Genomic DNA, 19372 nt, shown 5'->3' with positions numbered 1-19372 from the left:
AACTTATATTTAACCAAGCTTGAATATATTGATCGCTCCTGCTCTTGGTTCGCGATCAATTATTCAGCAAGCCCTATTTAAACATCGATATTCAGGCAACTTCTCTTCGCCGTCAACCTAATAACTCGACACAGTTAAAACGATCGCCTCCCTATCTCCCAACACCAAACCATACTCCAAACCTTCAACAACCGCCTGATAAGAAGCATCCAAAATATTACCAGAAACCCCAACAGTCGTCCAGCGGTCTTGACCGTTGCTAAACTCAGCCAAAACGCGAGTTTTAGCAGAAGTTCCCGCACATCCGTCTAGAATTCGCACCTTATAATCTGTTAAGTTAAAATCAGTAATTGCCGGATAAAAATTCCGCAAAGCCTTCCGCAAAGCCGCATCAAGTGCCGAAACAGGCCCGTTTCCCTCCGCGCATTCCAGAATATCTTGACCGTTAACAGTCACTTTCACCGTTGCTAAAGAATTAACTGTTTCCTCCCTACCTTTATCGCAGTGAACTTGAAAACCTTTGATTTCAAATAAACGCTTGCGCTTTCCCAAGGCCTCCCGCATTAACAATTCAAAAGAAGCCTCAGCACCCTCAAATTGATATCCCTGGCTTTCCAAATCTTTCAATTTTTCCAAAATTTGGCGACAAGCAGGGTTTTTGCGATCGAGATCCATGCCAAAAGTGCGCGCCTTCGCCAAAACATTGCTCAAACCCGCTTGATCGGAAATCACAATTCGCCGCCTGTTGCCAATTTTTTCCGGTTCCAAATGTTCGTAAGTTAACGGATTTTTCTCAACAGCCGATACGTGAATTCCGCCTTTGTGAGCAAAAGCCGAAAGACCGACAAAAGGAGCATGATCATCGGGAGCAAGATTGACAATTTCACTAATCGAGCGACTTACTTGAGTTAATCTAACTAATTGCTCGTCTTCAATGCAATTCTGACCCAACTTTAGCTGAAAATTAGGAATTAAGGAACATAAATCGGCATTGCCGCAGCGTTCGCCGTAACCGTTTATAGTTCCCTGTACCATCCTCACTCCTTCCCGCACAGCAGCCAAAGCATTAGCAACCGCAACTCCAGAGTCGTTGTGAGTGTGAATTCCTAATTGTAAAGATTTTTCGCGATTGGTTCCTAAAGCTTCTAAAACATCGCCAACAACCTGACTGACTTCGTGAGGTAAAGTACCCCCGTTAGTATCGCAAAGCACAAGCCATTCTGCACCGGCATCGGCGGCAACTTCTAAAGTTTTAATAGCATAATCTCGATTGTGTTTGTAGCCGTCAAACCAGTGTTCGGCATCGTAAATAACGCGCCTTCCCTGACTCCGCAAATATTCAATTGTATCTCTAATCATCGCCAGATTTTCTTCTAGCGTCGTCTTCAAACTTTCAATAACGTGCAAATCCCACGACTTGCCAAACAGCGTCACCCAGCGAGTACCGGCGGACAAAATAGCCTGCAACATTTCATCATTAGCTGCCGTAGTTCCCGGCCGCCTAGTCGAACAAAAAGCTACAACTTCTGCTTGAGTTAGGGGCTGTTCTTTGAGACGCCAAAAAAATTGTACGTCTTTAGGATTCGCGCCCGGCCAGCCGCCTTCAATAAAGGGAATTCCTAAACTGTCTAACTGCCGAGCAATTCGCAGTTTGTCTTCGAGAGATAAGGAGAGTCCCTCGCACTGAGCACCGTCTCGCAGCGTGGTATCGTAGATCCAGAGCCGATTTGTCATGGGAAATTGCGATCGAGAAATTGGTAATATATCACTTACCATATTAGATTAATTTATTTGAATTTAATGCGATAATATATAGGAAAATTAACATAAATCTAACTGGGGTAAATTGCTGTGGTCAAGGTACAAGCGCAAGGAAAAACATTTGAGTGCGATCGCGGAGCCAATCTGCGTGAAGTTTTGCTCAAAAACGGCATCGATCTCTACAACGGCAACGCCAAAGTCATCAACTGCCACGGCCTCGGCACTTGCGGCACCTGCGCCGTCACCGTCGAGGGCGAAGTTTCCGAGCCCCAGTGGCGCGAAAAAGCCCGACTTTCGGTTCCTCCCCATTCTCCTGCATCCAACCGCCGTTTGTCCTGCCAAACCAAGGTTTTAGGCGATATTAAGGTGACAAAATATGACGGCTTCTGGGGTCAAGGTTCTGAAACTGTCTGGAAACCCCAAGCATAGATTTTTTGTTAAGGAAGGCAGATAGGACGATCGCCCTGCCAGATAATCTGTAAGACTTGTGCAAGAATTCTAACTGTAAGGTGCACACGGGGCACCTTACCATAAAGAAACCCGAGAGGTCAAAAAAGCCAGAAAGTCCATATAAAAGTTAATGAATTCATCTAAAGATATTCTGATTATTGGCGGCGGAATAATTGGCCTTTCGCTAGCAGTTGAACTGAAATTGCGAGGGGCATCTGTCGCGGTTCTCACCGCCGATTCTAAACAACCGACGGCCCGGGCTGCTGCTGGAATGCTTGCCCCGCAAGCCGAACGAATTCCCCCCAGTCCGATGTTGGATTTGTGCTTGCAAAGCCGCGCACTGTATCCTGCCTGGGTGGAACGGCTAGAAGATATTACCGGATTGAAAACAGGATATTGGCGATCGGGAATTATCGCACCAGTTTGTCAAAATGAGCCTCAAGAAAAGCCGCTTTTGTCAAACCTTAATTATCAATGGTTGGACAGAGATACTGTTCGCCAGCACCAGTTTGGATTAGGTCAAGAAGTAATTGGCGGTTGGTGGTATCCTGACGACGCTCAAGTAGACAACCGCGCTTTATTTCGGACGCTTCATGCCGCAACTAAAGAATTGCAGATTGAGATTATTCAAGGCCATGCCGGGGAAATTATTCGGCAGAAAAACCGAGTTTTTGGAGTGGAAACAACGGCAGGAAAATTACAAGCAGACCGTTATGTTTTGGCTACCGGTCCTTGGTCTGAGAAATTATTAGATATTTCTGTTTTTCCAAGAAAGGGACAAATGCTGTCAGTATGTGTACCAGAAGATTGGGGAGTTATCCAGCCCCTGCAAACCGTTCTATTCGGGACTGGCATTTATATTGTGCCACGTCAAGATGGCAGAATTATTATTGGTGCAACTAGCGAAAATGTCGATTTCACGCCGGGAAATACGCCTGCGGGAATCCAAAGTTTGCTAGCAGGAGCGATTAAGTTATATCCCGAATTACAAAATTACCCGATACTGGAGTTTTGGTGGGGATTTCGGCCGGCTACTCCTGATGAGTTGCCGATTTTGGGTGCTAGTGCTTGGGAGAATTTGACGCTGGCTGCGGGGCATTACCGCAATGGCATTTTGTTGGCTCCGGTGACGGCTAAATTGTTGGCGGATTTGATGTGGGAACAAAAGTTAGATCCGTTATTGGCTGCTTTTAATTATTCGAGATTTCGAGCTTCAGCACTTACTTGAACCTCTATACGTAGGGTGCAACGTACCTTACTGCTATAATAGGCACATCCAACCATTTTTTGGTAAGTCTTGAATTAGTTTGCATCCTGTTTTTTGGGTTGGTTTAATTCCCTGCATTTAGCGGCAGCCAAATCGTAAGCATTTTGGTAATCGCTACCGCCTAACATCAAATCGCCGTAATATTCATAAGGTTGATTACCGTAAATTGGCAGCGGGTCGTCTTCAGGATAATCTTCTTTTGATTCTTCTAGGATTGCTTTGAGCTTCTTGACGCTGAAGCGCTGGACTGGGAAGTAATGAATGTCTTGAGCGATGAAACCGAGATGGGGAAAGGTTGGGTCAACAATTCGCTCGTCGAGTTCAATCCAGCTATATTCGATGGGTTTATATGGCACTCCCGGCACGGCTAAAAAGCCTTGAACATAAATCGCGCCCTCGGTGGCTAACGCTGCTTTACAGGCGTTGTCAAAGCAGTTTTTACGGTTGCTTTTGATGCGAGCGGCCATTTCAATAGAAAGCGTCTCATCTAATAGTTCGGTCATAATCCCTTCTTGTCGCGTGTGCGATTAGATTGTAGCAAATCCGAGCTATCTCCGAGCACAAAAAACGCAGGCAATTGCGATCGCTCCTCAAATTCTATTCTCAAGGAGTTGAGCCAAAATCCTTTGCGGTTCTGGATGTTGTGTCAGCTTTGGTTTCCGAGATGGGCCGTTTGTCGATCGCCCCTATAGCCCGCCAAGAAAAAGTTTTCGCGAGTAGCCCAACTTTTGAACCTGCGATCGAGTTGGGGTAGAACCCGGTACGGTAAAGTGTGGCACAGACGATGCAAGCAAAAATAGCGACATACATCACCGAAGGTCGATCGTGCAACCAACCAATCATATTAATGCCTTCCGGTGCAGCAATTTGTTCGGCGGCTGACAGGCTTCACAGTTTTTTCTGCAAACAACGTTGAGTTATGACGATTCTCGCTGAGACATGGGAATATCCTCGGATTGGTAACAACCGGGAAATAAAGAAAGCCCTGAAAGCATTTTTGACTGGGAAATTAGAGACAGATACTTTATTGCAGACTGTTGCCGCACTGAAAAATATGGTAAAATCTGCGACTGTGCTGCGGCAAGAAACCAATGCAAGTTGAAGATAACAAGCGGCAAGGTAGCTTTGGGTATTGACAGAATCTGTTCATTCACCCAAAATATGCTGACCATTGGATACACTGCTTGAAATGGATTTTTCACGCCTGGTTGATGCCTGGTTATTTTTCATGTAAATTTGCCTATCAATACACCTGTGAAGTGGCAGGTTGATACAGTTCCGCATCACTTACCATTCCTAACTAAATTGTCGAGCAAAGATGATCCTCTGCAACGACGGTTAATAGAGCCATCCCCTATCTCACATTTGCTGGAAATCATGACCACCTAAAATGCCACTAAATAAATTATTATTCTCCTAACAGGTAAGGAGAAAATAGCAATTAATCTGTTGCAAGGATTAGCAATTATTCCAGCAGTTTGTTATGATTAAGTACGTCAAAGCTGGGATGAGCTTCAGCTTGCCGAAACCATCCAAAGGAGGAGCTAATGAACTAAATATTATCAGCATTTTGGTAAAGTATGGGTCAATTTTCAACAGCAATTCACCCAATTACCTGCAACAAAAAAATGCCCCAAATAGCCATCCTATCCTGATGCTAAGCTAAGCACTTATCCACACACCATAGATATACTGAATGAAAAGCGCGATCAAAAAGTCGGATTTTGTGCTAGCTCCTTATATGAAGAGCAACAACTTGAAAGCTAGTTGCCAAATACTCAATACAGTGGTTCCTTATATATGCTTATGGTTTTTAGCATTTAAAGCGGCTGCCATTTCTGTATTCCTTCTTCCGCCGATAATGGTGTTGATGACACTTTTTTCAGGACGTTGTTTCTCTTTGATGCACGATTGCGGACACTATTCTCTTTTTAGTTCCAAAAAAGTCAATCGCATTATGGGTTTTCTGCTAGGTATCATCAATGCGATTCCTCAGTACCCCTGGTCGAGGGGGCACGCTTATCACCACAAACATAATGGTAATTGGGATATGTACCGAGGCCCTTCGGCGTTGATATCCACCGATAAATTTGCGGCGCTAAGTCCATTTAGTCAAAAGATGTATAAGTTACTCAGACACCCATTGATGCTGTTTCCCGGTGGTTTTTTCTATCTAATTATTAAGCCACGACTCGCGCTAATCTTGGGAAGTACGGGTTTTATCCGACATATTTTTGCTTGTCTCAATCAAGATTTTGGCATGGGTTTATCTGCAATCATTGTTTCTTATAAATCCAAACATTGGTATACGACGGCTGAATTTTGGGATTTACTGTTCAACAATATTTGTGTTGTTGGTAGCTGGATTTATCTGAGCAACTTACTGGGATTTGGCTTTTTCTGGAGTGTTTACTCAATTGTCATGACCTGTTCTGCAGCGATATTTATCTGTATTTTCTTTGTTCAGCATAATTTTGACGGTTCTTACGCTCATAAAGCCGAAGGTTGGGACTATCTTCTCGGCGCAATTGAAGGCAGTAGTTACCTAAAATTACCGACTCTTCTCAATTGGTTTTCTGCTGATATTGCTTACCACAATATTCATCATCTTTCTGAGCGAATACCTAACTATAATCTTCAAGCTTGTCACCATGCTAATAATCACCTGCTGGCTAATTCAAAATCCCTGACAATTCGTGATATTCCTGACTGCTTCAAATTCATTCTTTGGGATGCTGCTTCAGATAGTCTGCAATCGATTAAATTGTTTCAACAACCAGAATAAATTCCCTTCAGTAATGTAGCTAATTAAAATCGGTTGGCAATAAATTTGGTTGCTTTTTTCTCACCACAATCCTATGATTAGGGATGCAGCTAGTGCGATAAATTTTAACAGTAACTTTCCTAGTTAAGTAGGTGGTTACAAATAAACATTAGATGGGTCTGGCGGGTTTAACCGGGAGCTATGCTAGCAGCCTGTTATTCTGACAAAACCCGCCCTCCTCGTGACCAGTTTATTTGCACCAACAGGACTTACGCAATGACGCTATATATAGCGCATTAAGGATCTGGGGATCACCAACAGTCTGACTCAGGCGATCACTAGATAAAAAGAGAATCAATGGGTGTTTGAATTGAGGAGTCAACTAAATAAATTTCAGCTTAACAGAGGCATGTTTAAGCTCTTGGCTGAGGTAATCTGCTAACAAACTAACTTTTAACTGATACCAATTTTCAAAAATCATGCAACAGTAGCTAGGGCTGACAAGTTGTTTTCCACCCATTTCGCAATTTGCTTATAACTCTTGAAGTCACAGGACTCATCACTTAATTTTTTTTTTGACAATCCAGCTATTACGCCCGAGGGAATTACTCGCGGTCTACCCGTTGATTGCCGTATTTCTAACAATCCTGATAGACCGCCAATACTATATTTTTTTAACCATCTATGTACAGTAACTCTATGTACCCCTAAACGTTCAGCTACATCTGTCAGACTTAGACTATAGCCAGCTTTTAAGCAATAAAGTGCTTAAATTTTTTGTCGATTAATTACAGTTGGTTGTTGTGACAAAATTATTTTCAACTCCTTGACTGTTACATCAATTCTTTCTTGATAGTTGACCTTCCTAAAAAATCCCTTAATTTTCTGACATTGCAGCACTTATTTGGCAAAATGGTATTAATTCACTTGTGTCATGTGAATAGGGTATTGAGCCGAGATATGTGTAAAAAAGTGTAACATTAATCGCAATGCCTTATCAGGTAAGGGTTTGAAGTGCTACTTGGCGGTTGATGACAGCTTCGCTATTTTTAGGCCTTCTTGGCTCGCATTTTCAATCACCCAATCTGTACGGTAAGGAATAGCTGCCTCCATGACTTGATGAATGAGCCGAGAATGAAACAGCCCAGTCTCCCCGCCGAGGCTACTTCTGCTTAAGTATCACTAAGGTAATATCATCAAACACTTTTTGTTCGCCGATGTAATAGCGCAAGTCATCAATCGCAGCTTGGCGGATTTCTTCAGCAGTGCGATCACGATTTCGGCAGATGGATTCTATCAGTGGTTCCACACCGTATAACAAGCCTTGTTCATTTTTCGCTTCTGTAATTCCGTCAGTGTAAAGCACCACCACATCTCCCGGATTTAAGTGGACTTCAGTTGATAGAATGAAATCGGCAATGTCTGAGTCTAAAGCGATCGGGAAGCCTAAATCCATCGTATCGATTCGTTCCACTTCGCCACTACACCGCACTACAATCACCTCTTCGTGCTGTCCGCTCAAGCGCAGAGTCCCCTCCTCATAGTCTAGCAAACAAAGGGTGAGGTTTCTGTCGCAATTCATGCGGTTTACATTGTCATAAAGAGTGCAATTGATGGCATTTAAAAATCGCACGGGGTCAGTTTCATTGTTCACCATTAGCGTTCGCACGGCAGTTTGCGCCATAATCATTAAAACGCCGCTTTCTAATCCGTGTCCCGTTACGTCGCCGATGCCAATTTTGATGCGATCGCCGTATTGTAGTACATCGTAGTAATCGCCACCTACCTCGTCGGCGGGTTCCATAAAACCAGCAATATCAAGTCCGGGAATATTACTGAGTTCGCCCTCTTTCGGCAAAATCATTTGTTGCAGTCGGCGCGTTACGTCTAGCTCAGCACTCATTCGGATATTGTCAGCTTTCAGACGCTCGTTAAGCACCGTAATTTCTTGGTTGGCTGATGCTAATTGGGCAGTGCGTTCATCGACTTTTTGTTCTAGAGTGCGATAGAGAAGGGCGTTTTCAAGGGAGATAGCAGCTTGAGAAGAAAGGATTTTCACAACTTCCAGGCGTTCTGGTGTAAAAGCACCGATCGCGATGTTATTTTCTAAATAAAGAATGCCAGTCAGTTTGCCTTGATTAACGATGGCGCTACACAAGATTGACTGAGGTTGGTGAGCGATAATGTAAGGATCGTTGGTAAAAATTCCTTCTCGCGTGGCTTCGCTTAAAACCACATTTTCTTGAGTGCGAGCGACGTAATTGACGATTGCCAAGGGGAGATTTTGACTGCTAGAAACTGGAAGAGATTGCAGCACTTGGACTTCGCGCTCGATTTCTCCTCGTGCTTGAATTTTTAAAATTCCGTTGTCGGAGAGAATGAGGAAGCCTTTTTGCGCCCCGGCATTTTCGAGGATCAGGTTTGTCAATTTGGCGAGCAATTTATCTAAGACAATTTCCCCGGCAATAGCTTGAGAAGCTTTCACGACTGTGGCTAAATCTAGCGCTTCGCTAGCCCCCGTGCCAGTTGTCGAAGTCGTTGTTGTCCCCTTAACTTTGGTTTTTGCTGCTGAAGTTTTGCTAACTAATTGGGGATATTTTTCTTGCAAATCCTCTACTTTACGCTTAGCCCCCCAAAGTAAGTAGCCATACTCAGCCTTCTGCATATAGAATTTGGCAAACTGCTCTTTATTTTTACTCAACCAAAATCTTGCCGCTAGTTCACAGGCTAAGGCTTCATTCTGAATAAAGTCGTTTTCATTTGCGGAGGCGATCGCGCGATCGTACAATTCCAGCACTTCTTCTATATTTTCCCCCGCAATACGGGCCATTTCTGCGGCTACCAAAAGGTACTTATGCAGGTTATTTTCCGGGCAATTGTCAGCCCAAATTTTCATCTGCCGTTGATTGGATTCTAGTTTATTCCAATAGTGTTTTTGTTCTGATTCTGAAACATCTGGATAGAGACTCGCTAAAATTAGGGAACTATAAAAGTTCTGTTCAGCTAACTGGTTGTGACCGACCGCATAAATCAGGAGTTTTTCCGCTGACAAAGCACTCTGGAGAGCTTCCGAATATTTACCGTACAGGTAGAGTGCCTGAGATTCAAAAATATTATATGTGCAAATTCCTAAGAAACTTTGATGAGACTTACAACGTTCGATATATTGCTCTTTGCTACTAATTTCGTCCGTCTTTAAACTGAACTTTTCTGAGCCGATCCCAGTCAAATTCCAGATTATTGCTTTACCCGATAGAATGATATCAATAGCCCAATTATTTTCTGTTTTTTCGTTAAAGTTCAAATAGTTTGGAATATCCTTTGCCAGGTTTTCCAGATTTTTACCCTGAAAGAAAGCATTGAGTAATTTGTACTTAAGAATGTATCCAGCCCATTGAAGTTCCCCAGATTGTAAACCTGCATAATACCCCGCCTCTAAAATAGGATCTGCCCATCTTAGATGATTGACCCAGATCCCAATTTCAGTAGTGACAATAACAGCAATTTTACATTTTTGACTCAGATTATTCGTTTTTTCTGTTAGTTTTTGAGCTAACATAGCTAGTTCATAACCGCCTCGATAATTCCCCAAAGAAACCAGTACCAGTCCGTGATTTGCGTAGCCAATTGGCGATTCGGAAGAAGGCCCATATTTGAGAGAGAGATTAGACGCTTTTAGGTTAACTACAGGAAAGAGAGCTTGATCGGCAACAAAAGTAGGTGCTGCCAGATTGGCCAGCAATTGTAAGGCAACCTTTTTTTCTGGATCTTGAACCTCTTGTTGATTAATAAATGAGGCAATATCCCGATCGTTCAGATTTTCTTTCGCCTGCTCTAGCTCGATGTTAACAGCAGTTTGCAAGTCTTCTTCAGGCAATTCAACACCCACTAGCTTAAGAGCTTTTCGGCCTGTCTGAATCGCCTCCAATGGCTTGGCACGCAAGGTATATTGTACGATCAACAATTTGTAAATTTCCGCTTTTTCTAGAGCTGATTTGGTTCGTTCTAGTGTCAAGTTAATCAAAGCTTCTGACTGCTCAAAGTTGCCTTTTAAGTATTCAACGTCAGCCAGCTCTTTATACAGAGATAAAGTCAGCTCGTAGTTCTCCTCCCAGCCATTTCCGCGCAAACAATCCAAACCTGCTGTAAAATATTGACTAGCCGCAGCGTAAGCCGTTGCATCTTTAGCTTTTTTACCAGCTTCTAAATTCAATTTAGCCAATTCAGTTAATTCTTGGTAATCGGCAACTAATTCCCGCCCCACATTTAGGTGATCGGCTACTTCAAAAATTCTTGTATCGCGCTCTTGTGGGGATATTTTTTCTAGTAGTAGCCGACCAATCTTGAGATGAACGGCTTTTTTCTGCTCGTCATCAATTAGAGCATAAGCAGCCTGTTGCACGCGATCGTGCAGAAATTTAAAATTAAGAATTAATAGTTGAGCATCAGAAATCTGAAGCTCTTCTGGCGCAATCTCCAACTCGGAAGTGGGAATAACTAATCCTTCTTGAATTGCGCTCTTTAAGTCGCTAAAAGTTTCTCCGGCTGATTTTTCGTGAACGATCGCGAGAGTTGCCAGTTGAAAGCGGTTGCCTACACAAGCTGCCAAACGTAAAGCTTGTTGCGTAGCGATCGGGAATTTCTTCAATTTTCGGAGCATCAACTCCACTACGTTTTCGGTAATATCCATCGCCTCAATTTGAGCGATATTCCATTGCCATCTTCCTTGGCTTCCCGCTTGAGGAACGCTGAAATTAAGCAGATTTTCCTGATAAAGGGTTTTCAGAAATTGATTGACAAAGAAGGGATTGCCGTTGGTTTTACGTCCTATCAAATCTGCCAAGGGTTTGACTACTATATCGTCACACTTTAAACTATCAACAACTAGCTGGTTAATATGCTCTATTTTTAGAGGAGCTAAGATAATTTGGTTAATAATAGCTCCTGACTTTCTTAAGCCGTCAAGAGTCATTATCAAGGGGTGGGTTGGGCTGACTTCATTATCCCGATATGCACCAATCATCAACAGATATTGCATATTTTCATCTGTCATTATCAGTTGGATCAGTTTCAGAGTGGCGGAGTCTGCCCACTGAAGATCGTCCAAAAAGATAACTAACGGATGCTCTTTTTGGCAAAATACCTGAATGAAGTTTTGAAAGACCAAATTAAAGCGGTTTTGAGACTCAGTAGGGCCGAGTTCTTGCACGGGCGGCTGTTTGCCAACAATCAGCTCTAATTCGGGAATGACATCAATAATCACCTGTCCATTTTGACCCAAGGCAGCTAAAAGCTTTTCTCGCCAGTTGTTAAGTTGCAATTCACTTTCAGTTAAGATTTGTCGTGCCAGTTCAGAAAATACTCTGACGACAGCAGAGTAGGGAATATTACGCTGAAATTGGTCAAATTTCCCCGAGCTGAAATAACCTTTCTGCTGCGTGATAGGTTTATAGAGTTCCTGCACCAGTACTGACTTTCCAATGCCCGAATAACCCGCTACCAACATCATTTCGATTTGGGATTTTGAAGAGTCTTGTGGGTCTGGGGAATTTTCTTCTGCTGAAGCTGCTGCTACTCGATCAAAGGCTGCTAGTAGAGTTTCAATTTCTCGCTCTCTGCCATAGAGTTTTTGATGAATTTGGAACTTATCAGAAATATCCTGAGAGCCGAGGGAGAAATTAGAAATATCGCCTGTAGCCTGTAATTGATTCAGACAAGATTCCAAATCTGATTTTAACCCCCAGGCACTTTGATATCGTTCTTCAGCCGTTTTCGCTAATAATTTCATCACAATAGTTGAAACGGCTAAGGGAATCTCAGCCATTTGTTCGTGAGGCGGTACAGGTTCTTTTGCAATATGACAGTGAACCAACTCCATTGCATCGGTTGTTTCAAAAGGGAGTTTCTGGGTAAGCAGTTCATAGAACGTTACGCCCAGGGAATAGAAATCAGTTCGGTAATCCAGCGGTCGGTTCATTCTGCCGGTTTGCTCCGGAGACATATAGGCTAAGGTTCCTTCTAAGACATTCGGATTGCGAATCGTGGGATTTTCGCGCAATAATACTGTCGAAATTCCAAAGTCGATGATTTTGAGTAGCCCGGTTTCTCGGTTAAAAACTATGTTAGAGGGGTTAATATCCTTGTGGATGATATTGGCAGCGTGAATAGCGCCCAGACTTTCAGAAATCTTTATACCACTCCTTAAAAATTCTTCCATCCCGAACTTTCTTTCTGCCATCAATATCTTTAAGGACTTGCCCCCAAAATCCTCCAAAATCATTAGGAGAGTATTCTGATATTTCTGCAACTCATAGACTTTGATAATACTATCAATATCCAGAGAACGGGTGATTTCATATTCCTGTTTATATCGGGTCAGTTCTGCGGGTGTTGGATAATCTTCTTTCAGGATTTTAAAGATAACGGGTTGATTGTCTGACTCTCGGTATCCCCGAAAAACACAGGAGTTGGAACTTTCATAGATTTCTGAAAGAATCTCGTAGCCGAGGATTTTGGGGTTCATAACTTCGTTAAGAGAGTATGTGGATTCAAAAAGTGGCTCTGTAATCGATTCTTTACATAAAATATTTATTTTTACCCTCCATAAAAGCGAAAGGGATTGTCCCAGAGGATTTTTTTCACGGTTTTTTCGGATAGGCGATCGCTCAATGCTACAACTTCCCCGATAATGTCTGGGTGATGATCGATGTGAGGGAAATCAGAACCGAAGATCAGGTTATCCGTGCCGATGTAGTCAATTGTCTCAGCTAAATAAGGCTCAGAAGGTTCAAATGAGATGAAGCACTGACGGCGAAAATACTCTGAAGGCTTCATTTTAACATTGTCTTTGACTTCCCAGCCGAGGTCGCAATACTCGCGATCGAGCCGCCACAGCCAGTAGGGTAGCCAGCCGCAACCCGACTCTAGAAAGCCTACTCTGAGTTGGGGATGGCGTTCCAACACTCCTCCTTCGATGAGGGCCAACAGCGCCATCATCTGTTCCATTGGATGCGAACAGGCGTGCATGGCAAATCGGGTGTTAAACCGATCCGAGCCGGTGGTTGGTAGATGGGAATGAGTGCCTTCGTGCAGGCTGACGGCAATTCCCAACTGCTCGCATTCGCTCCAAAATGGCTCGTAAGCGGGGTCGGAAAGCAGTCGTCCCTTGACTGGGTTGGGGCGCAAAAACACGGCTTTCCATCCAAATTCTGCGATGCGACGCAGTTCTGGCAGCATTTCTTCGGGAGCGTGGAGATTAATCGCACCAACTCCTCTAAGAATCTGGGGGTCATAGCTGCAAAAGTCTCGCAGCCAATTGTTGTAGGCGCGGGTAAATGCACCTGCCAGTTGTGCATCCATTGTATCGACGGCAAGCAGCCACAGTCCCATTGTGGGATACAAAAATGCGATATCAGCTCCCATTTTCGCGATCGCCTTTACCTGAGAACAGGGATCGTAGCGATCGATTCCGTAGCTGGTGAAATCTCGGATTGCCACTTTCAGCCCTTCCTCTTGGTGTTGGCGGGTTATCTTCTGATAAATCGGTTGACCATCAACTTTTAGATCGAGCGATGGTGCCCGGTTTTTAAAGGCTGGTTCGAGGTAATTTTTCCACAGATCGATCGGCTCTAAAACGTGGCAATCTGCATCGATGATTTGATAGGGCTTCAACATAGATTTAGATTTTTGAAATGTGAAAACCTTTGTAGGGGCAATCCCCCTGTGGTTGCCCCATCTTTGGGGGCGGGCACGGGGGCTCCGCCCCTACAAATTTATACAAATGATTTAGAATTGCCTTAACCATAAACCTAAACCTCTCAGAAAAAAGCCGATAGGGGATTCAATTTTTCCTCAGTCAAAGCTTCAGCTAGCCAACCCATTTTAACGGGAACGTCGTACAGCCGACCTGCACCCAATCTAGGCCAAAAATGCCGCAGTCCGGGTACAATTACTTTAACAACAGATAAGCCTAAATCAGGGCGGCTTTGGTCTAAAACAATTGTTTCTAATCCGTTTGTTCGGGCAATTTCTACGCAGTTCATTACGTCTGTATAAAGATCGTCGCTCCACTGTTTGAGATAGTCTGTGGGTGTTTTTGAGGGGGCTGTTTTGTATGGCAATAAATAGGGGTGTTGAGCGACTGTTGCGCTCTTCCACCATTCGATCGCTTCTCTGTCGCGATCGCGAGCGGCACTTTTTGGATCGAGTATGCCAAAAAACGCAGCAGGCAGCGATTGATTCAGTTCGGTTAAGGCCCGTAGCAGGGCTATTTGCGGGTCAAAATGTGCCCCGAAACCCATAATAATATTCTCTTCTTCACGGTCATTGCGGCGCGAAATAGCGGCAAATACGGGAATGTTTAAATCGCTGGTAAGGTCGAGTACCCAGAGGTCGCGCTGAAGCGTTTTGTAATGCGCCTCTATTTCCTGAAAATACGGATCGTCAAAGCTGGAAATATCTACTATTGGTTTTTTTAATTGATTATACCACCACAGGGCAATACTGTCTCGTTCTACTAATTCCATGAAGCCTTGCAGGATTGCTTCTTCTAAGTAGTTTCCGGCGGCGCATCCATTGGAGTTGGCAACCGCAAAGGGGGCATGATATTTTTGGGAATAACCGCTGTAACAGTAGGCAGTGGGGATGTATCGAGGCGCGTTGTAAGTTAACGACCAAGCTGGACTCCACTCGATTTCTACCTCTTGGTTGAATGGTTCTGGAATCCAGTTAAATCTGATGCGATCGCTATTCAATTGCTCGCGATTTGAAAACTGCTTTTCGCTATAAAGCATACAAGTATTTGGGTGAATTGCGACACCTTCCAAGTCTTTTAACTTGGCTCGAATTCTGGCTTCATCTCCTTGAAATGCGATGGAGTAGCGCTCGATTGCTTCGCTCAAGGCGCTGACTTTTGCCTGAGTGTCGCTTTTTCCCTTACCGTAAGATTCGCTACGCAGGCTTTCTTGCAATTCATTTAAGTCTGCGATCGCGCCGACTAAACTGTAACCGGCACGGTAGGAAGTTGTCAGTCCGTTTTCTTCCTCCCAGGTAGAAATTCGCTGAAGAATGCTGATAATACCAGTAATGGGGCTGACGTGATGCTCTAAGTTTTTCAATGTTTTTTCTGGCGAGATGCAGCGGTGTCCGCCATCGCGAGTAAAAGATTTCTTACGACTAGAAAGAGCGATGGGTGCTGATTGTTTGGTTGCGAAATCTTGCGGGTTTCCGCAGCACGGACATTGGGGACGCTGCACGAGAAAGTGATGGCGTTTTTCCAGAGAAAGCGCGTTTAAGGTGATAATATTGCTTTCGAGAGATTCGCTGCGATCGCAGGCAATCCATTTAGCAAGTTCGGTGGCGGCGATCCCGTAGGCTGTAGCTAGGGTTGATGGCAATGCAGATAAAGAAGTGGGGAAGGATGCGGTGTTTTTTTTGTTTTGCAGGTAATTTTCTACTTTGCGGTGCGATCGCAGTCGGTGCGCTAAACATTCCCAGCAGCCAGTTTTGCCGGGGATAAAAATCGGGCCGATCCAAATTTCTATTCCTAATGGTTTAACGAGCATCCAGGGGCGATCGTTCTGCAAGGCTTTTTGATTAATTTCTTCTAAATCTTCTTGCAGGTAATCGTCAGTTAGCACCACCGAGCGATCGCTATTTTCGCCGAGTTTAACTCCCACTGATCCGAGCATTGCTTTGAATGGTTCGGTGTCGATTTCACCCAAGGAAACTACAGAAACAGTCGTTTCCTTGAGGCGTTTTTCAGCTATCTCTGGCTCTACCTTTAGCATTTCCCAAAAAGCTGCTTTTTCGGCGGGTACGGAGGGATCGGCATCTGTAATATAGCCTTGACTTTGCAGGCGATCGAGCAGATAGAATATTTCGGGAGCCGATAGTTGCTCCTGAAGAAGGTTGATAATTTCTTCTATTGCGTGTTGTCCGTCAAGAAGCGGGGCCAGCATTATGTAAGCAGACCCGCGAAGCAGAAAATATTCTTTTTCATTAATTAAAAAGCAGCCTTCTGAGGGAACTATTTCGCAACGATAACACTGCTTAAACTTCGGTTGGCGAATCATTTTTGTTTTTAAGTATTGTATCTGAGATGTTAATCTCCTTATATTTGGTAAAGGGTGATACTGTCCGGTTCTATAAATTGTCTGTTACCGGACAGAGGACAGTACAATTCAATTTATTAAGAGCGATCGCAAGTAGAGCGTCGGTTCAGTATTGACTTGTGGGTAAAGAAACGGGATTTCTGTTACTTTTAAAGAGCGGAATCTTGGAATACTAACAAAGAAACCCAGTTACTATAATAATTACTAAACCGACGCTCTAGGTAGGTTCTGAGTTCAAGTAAACCGCAGGATTCCGAAGAATCCTTCGTGATCGGCAAACGCGGCGAGCTCTTCTACGCTTGAATTATGTAACCTTGCCGGTAATGTAGGAAGTGGAAAGACAGCACCACCATGCGACAGAATCGTATGATGGTGCGGGTTGTGCGGATCTGACTCTAATGCTGCTTTCGGGTCATGTGTCAAGAGTTTAAAAAACTCTGGATCTGTCCAAGCACGGGCGACAACATGAGCCCAGGCAGTCTGTAAGTCTGGAGGGTATGTGTTTGGCATGATTTTACCTTGTTGATGATTCAGCGAAATACAGATTTTCTACTTCGCTATAAAAAAGATTATCATACTTTATTGAAAATAGAAATTTGTAAAATATCATCAACAATAGTTGACATAAATATTAGACCTCTTGCAAAGTAATTTTGTGCTACTATGGAAAGTTTAGGCAATTTTTAAATCTAGCAGGCCCGGCAAGTTTAAGGAGATGCCAATCAACCCAATAATTCAAAGTTTTACCTAAACTTGAGCAAACTCTTAAGGATAACACATATTTTTTTTGCAAGAGGTCTATTTTAGTAGGGTATTGATTACTCACTTAGACTGTCCCTGTGCATTAGCAAGGAAGCTGGCTATTTAGAATTATAATATTGCTAGGAACGGGACAAACCCGCTCCTAAACGCACTTTGGAGGAATCTGTGTCCGTAGACTTGAACCAAACCTATATCGATCCTCAAGATCCGACATATCAGCCCCTATTAGAAGACTTGCAGGGAAATATCCTCAAAGGTCACGAACGAAACTACTCGGCACATATTTTCGTAAACTTCAAATCAGAGCATGAGGCGGCCAGAAAATGGATTAGTCATTTCGGCGAAAATTTTGTCACTTCCGCCAAAAATCAAATCGAATATAGTGCTAAATATAAACAAAGTGAAGGGACAGAATCCGGCAGTCTATTTGCCGGTTTTCTCCTTTCTTATAAAGGGTATAAAGCTTTGGGTTTCGATTTGAAAGGGAAAAGCGAAAAGGGGAAATTTCCGTGTTGGAATTTTCTTGTTGGCCTTCAATCACTTGCCGTCCAGCAAAAGTTAGAAGATCCTCCACTTGAAGAATGGGAAGAAGGTTTTCAAGATGAAATTCATGCTTTCATTCTCTTGGCTGATAACGATCGCGACAACCTGGAAAAACAGGCAAAACAGGTCATAGAAGAAGTTGGGCGCGTCGCAGAGATTGTTCATACAGAAGTAGGCATTGTCCTCAAAAATAAAAAAGGGCAGACTATTGAACATTTTGGGTTCAGAGATGGTGTCAGCCAGCCTCGATTTTTAAAAGAAGATATTGAGCTAGCAAAAAAACAAGGTACTGATTTGTGGGATGCTTCTGCACCTTTAGAATTAGTGCTTGTAAAAGATCCTTTCGGTGAGGGGGAGCATAGCTTTGGCAGCTATTGCGTCTACCGAAAGCTCGAACAAAATGTGCGAGGGTTCAGAGAAGCAGAGAGAGAACTGGCTAAAAAGCTGCGATTGTCAGATCAAGATATAGAAAGGGCAGGTGCTTTAGTTGTGGGGCGGTTCAGAGACGGAACGCCAGTGACGCTTTCTCCATCGGAACAAAATACCGATACAGTTCCTAATAATTTCAATTATGATGGCGATCGCGACGGAATGAAATGTCCCTTTCACGCACACATCCGCAAAGCAAATCCGCGCGGCGACAAAAACGACAAATACCAAACCTTAGAAGAACACCGCCAGCGTCGAATTGTTCGTCGAGCAGTTAGCTATGGCGAGATGCCGAATGCACGGGATAACTCCCTGTCAAAACTCTCGCGATTTGAAAATCAACTGGAACATTTAAAAGAGCTGAAGGTTCAGCCAGCGTCAGGCGAAAAAGTAGGATTGCTGTTTCTATGTTTTCAGCGCGACATTTTCAACCAGTTTATGTTTATGCAAAAAAACTGGGCGAATAATCAGCATTTTGTCAACTATACAACAGGCTTGGACGGCATTGCAGGTCAAGGAAAAAAACAAATTGAAGGGCAAGCGTGGCCGAAAGAGTGGGGGAAGGACGAGAAAGTACCGTTCGATTTTTATAATTTTGTCACGATGAAAGGAGGCGAATTCTTTTTTGCTCCTAGCATTAGTTTTCTGAAAAATATTTCAGCGATCGCCGTGAAATAAAACACGCGATTATACCAAATCCGGCTTAAATATCCCCTTTAGGGGTAAAGCCGGGATACGGACAAAATAGGACAGGATGTAAAGAAATATAACGAAACCGCCACTCCCAGGCAGATTTATTGAAGCAAGCAGAAAAAGTAAAAAGCTTGCATAACATACAATAGAAGGTAAGCATGAATACGAGCTGTCCCAAACCCAAATGTAAAGAGATGTAACAATCCCGTCATCCCCGAAATCACTCCGACTCCCACAGGACTTACGCAAGCACGCTATATGTCAATACGGTTCAGTTAACGCTGTCCGACGAATTTAACCTCACGATTTTATGGGAAATACAGGCATCTTTTAGAAGTCAGATTGCTCTTAACTGAACCGTATTGCGCTATATGTAGCGTGCTAAGAAAGAGCAGCGGTCGCTTAATAAATCTAATAAAGCGATCGCGACAAGCACGCCCTTGTCAGATACTCTGTATTTTCGACCCTGAGGGGTTTCGATTCGTAGTGTTTGTTTTTGAGATGCACGCTATATATAGGGCTTGCTGAATAATTGATCGCGAACCAAGAGCAGGAGCGATCAATATATTCAAGCTTGGTTAAATATAAGTT

General features: G+C 43.5%; 12 protein-coding genes and 1 pseudogene. 6 read left to right on the top strand and 7 right to left on the bottom strand.

Going from position 1 to position 19372, the window contains the following annotated elements; all coding sequences use genetic code 11:
• Window positions 1-117: 117 nt before the first annotated feature.
• Complete coding sequence (gene cimA / locus QUA04_RS23735) at window positions 118-1734, bottom strand: citramalate synthase (protein ID WP_333261554.1); 1617 nt, start codon at window positions 1732-1734, stop codon at window positions 118-120.
• Between the two features lie 117 nt (window positions 1735-1851).
• Between cimA and QUA04_RS23730 the strand changes: the two genes are divergently transcribed.
• Both QUA04_RS23730 and thiO read left to right on the top strand, forming a co-directional pair.
• On the top strand, window positions 1852-2190 hold the full coding sequence (locus QUA04_RS23730) for a 2Fe-2S iron-sulfur cluster-binding protein (protein ID WP_333107358.1): 339 nt from the start codon (window positions 1852-1854) through the stop codon (window positions 2188-2190).
• 151 nt (window positions 2191-2341) lie between these two features.
• On the top strand, window positions 2342-3439 hold the full coding sequence (gene thiO / locus QUA04_RS23725) for a glycine oxidase ThiO (protein ID WP_333261551.1): 1098 nt from the start codon (window positions 2342-2344) through the stop codon (window positions 3437-3439).
• A gap of 74 nt (window positions 3440-3513) precedes the next feature.
• On the opposite strand, the gene QUA04_RS23720 is transcribed toward thiO, so the two are convergent.
• Both QUA04_RS23720 and QUA04_RS23715 read right to left on the bottom strand, forming a co-directional pair.
• The gene (locus QUA04_RS23720; RefSeq protein ID WP_190734193.1) at window positions 3514-3981 is read right to left on the bottom strand and encodes a hypothetical protein; all 468 of its coding nucleotides are present in this window, start codon (window positions 3979-3981) and stop codon (window positions 3514-3516) included.
• Window positions 3982-4081: 100 nt separating this feature from the next.
• On the bottom strand, window positions 4082-4321 hold the full coding sequence (locus QUA04_RS23715) for a hypothetical protein (protein ID WP_333261548.1): 240 nt from the start codon (window positions 4319-4321) through the stop codon (window positions 4082-4084).
• A 76-nt stretch (window positions 4322-4397) separates the two neighbouring features.
• Here QUA04_RS23715 and QUA04_RS23710 point away from each other — a divergent pair, with 76 nt between their 5' ends.
• The 3 genes from QUA04_RS23710 to QUA04_RS23700 all read left to right on the top strand — a co-directional run bounded on the left by QUA04_RS23710 (window position 4398) and on the right by QUA04_RS23700 (window position 6263).
• Window positions 4398-4580, top strand: a complete 183-nt coding sequence (locus QUA04_RS23710; RefSeq protein ID WP_333261545.1) for a hypothetical protein — start codon at window positions 4398-4400, stop codon at window positions 4578-4580.
• 381 nt (window positions 4581-4961) lie between these two features.
• Complete coding sequence (locus QUA04_RS23705; protein ID WP_333261542.1) at window positions 4962-5144, top strand: hypothetical protein; 183 nt, start codon at window positions 4962-4964, stop codon at window positions 5142-5144.
• A gap of 30 nt (window positions 5145-5174) precedes the next feature.
• Entirely contained in the window at window positions 5175-6263 is a 1089-nt protein-coding gene (locus QUA04_RS23700) for a fatty acid desaturase (protein ID WP_333261539.1), read from the top strand.
• Window positions 6264-6719: 456 nt separating this feature from the next.
• On the opposite strand, the pseudogene QUA04_RS23695 reads toward QUA04_RS23700, so the two are convergent.
• From QUA04_RS23695 to QUA04_RS23680, 4 genes and pseudogenes are all read right to left on the bottom strand, one after another.
• Window positions 6720-6995 (bottom strand): annotated as a pseudogene (locus QUA04_RS23695) (helix-turn-helix domain-containing protein); the annotation flags it as partial.
• Between the two features lie 409 nt (window positions 6996-7404).
• On the bottom strand, window positions 7405-12765 hold the full coding sequence (locus QUA04_RS23690; protein ID WP_333261537.1) for an AAA family ATPase: 5361 nt from the start codon (window positions 12763-12765) through the stop codon (window positions 7405-7407).
• A gap of 71 nt (window positions 12766-12836) precedes the next feature.
• Window positions 12837-13916: an amidohydrolase family protein gene (locus QUA04_RS23685; protein ID WP_333261534.1), complete on the bottom strand. Its 1080-nt coding sequence runs from the start codon at window positions 13914-13916 to the stop codon at window positions 12837-12839.
• A gap of 143 nt (window positions 13917-14059) precedes the next feature.
• Window positions 14060-16315: a TOMM precursor leader peptide-binding protein gene (locus QUA04_RS23680; protein ID WP_333261531.1), complete on the bottom strand. Its 2256-nt coding sequence runs from the start codon at window positions 16313-16315 to the stop codon at window positions 14060-14062.
• Window positions 16316-17281: 966 nt separating this feature from the next.
• Between QUA04_RS23680 and QUA04_RS23675 the strand changes: the two genes are divergently transcribed.
• Window positions 17282-18766, top strand: a complete 1485-nt coding sequence (locus QUA04_RS23675; RefSeq protein WP_333261528.1) for a Dyp-type peroxidase — start codon at window positions 17282-17284, stop codon at window positions 18764-18766.
• Window positions 18767-19372 lie beyond the last annotated feature (606 nt).

Source organism: Microcoleus sp. S13_C5 (assembly GCF_036700845.1).
Taxonomy (GTDB): Bacteria; Cyanobacteriota; Cyanobacteriia; order Cyanobacteriales; family Microcoleaceae; genus Microcoleus.
Note: the sequence above shows the minus strand (reverse complement) of the source record. Positions and strands in the feature narration are given on the sequence as shown.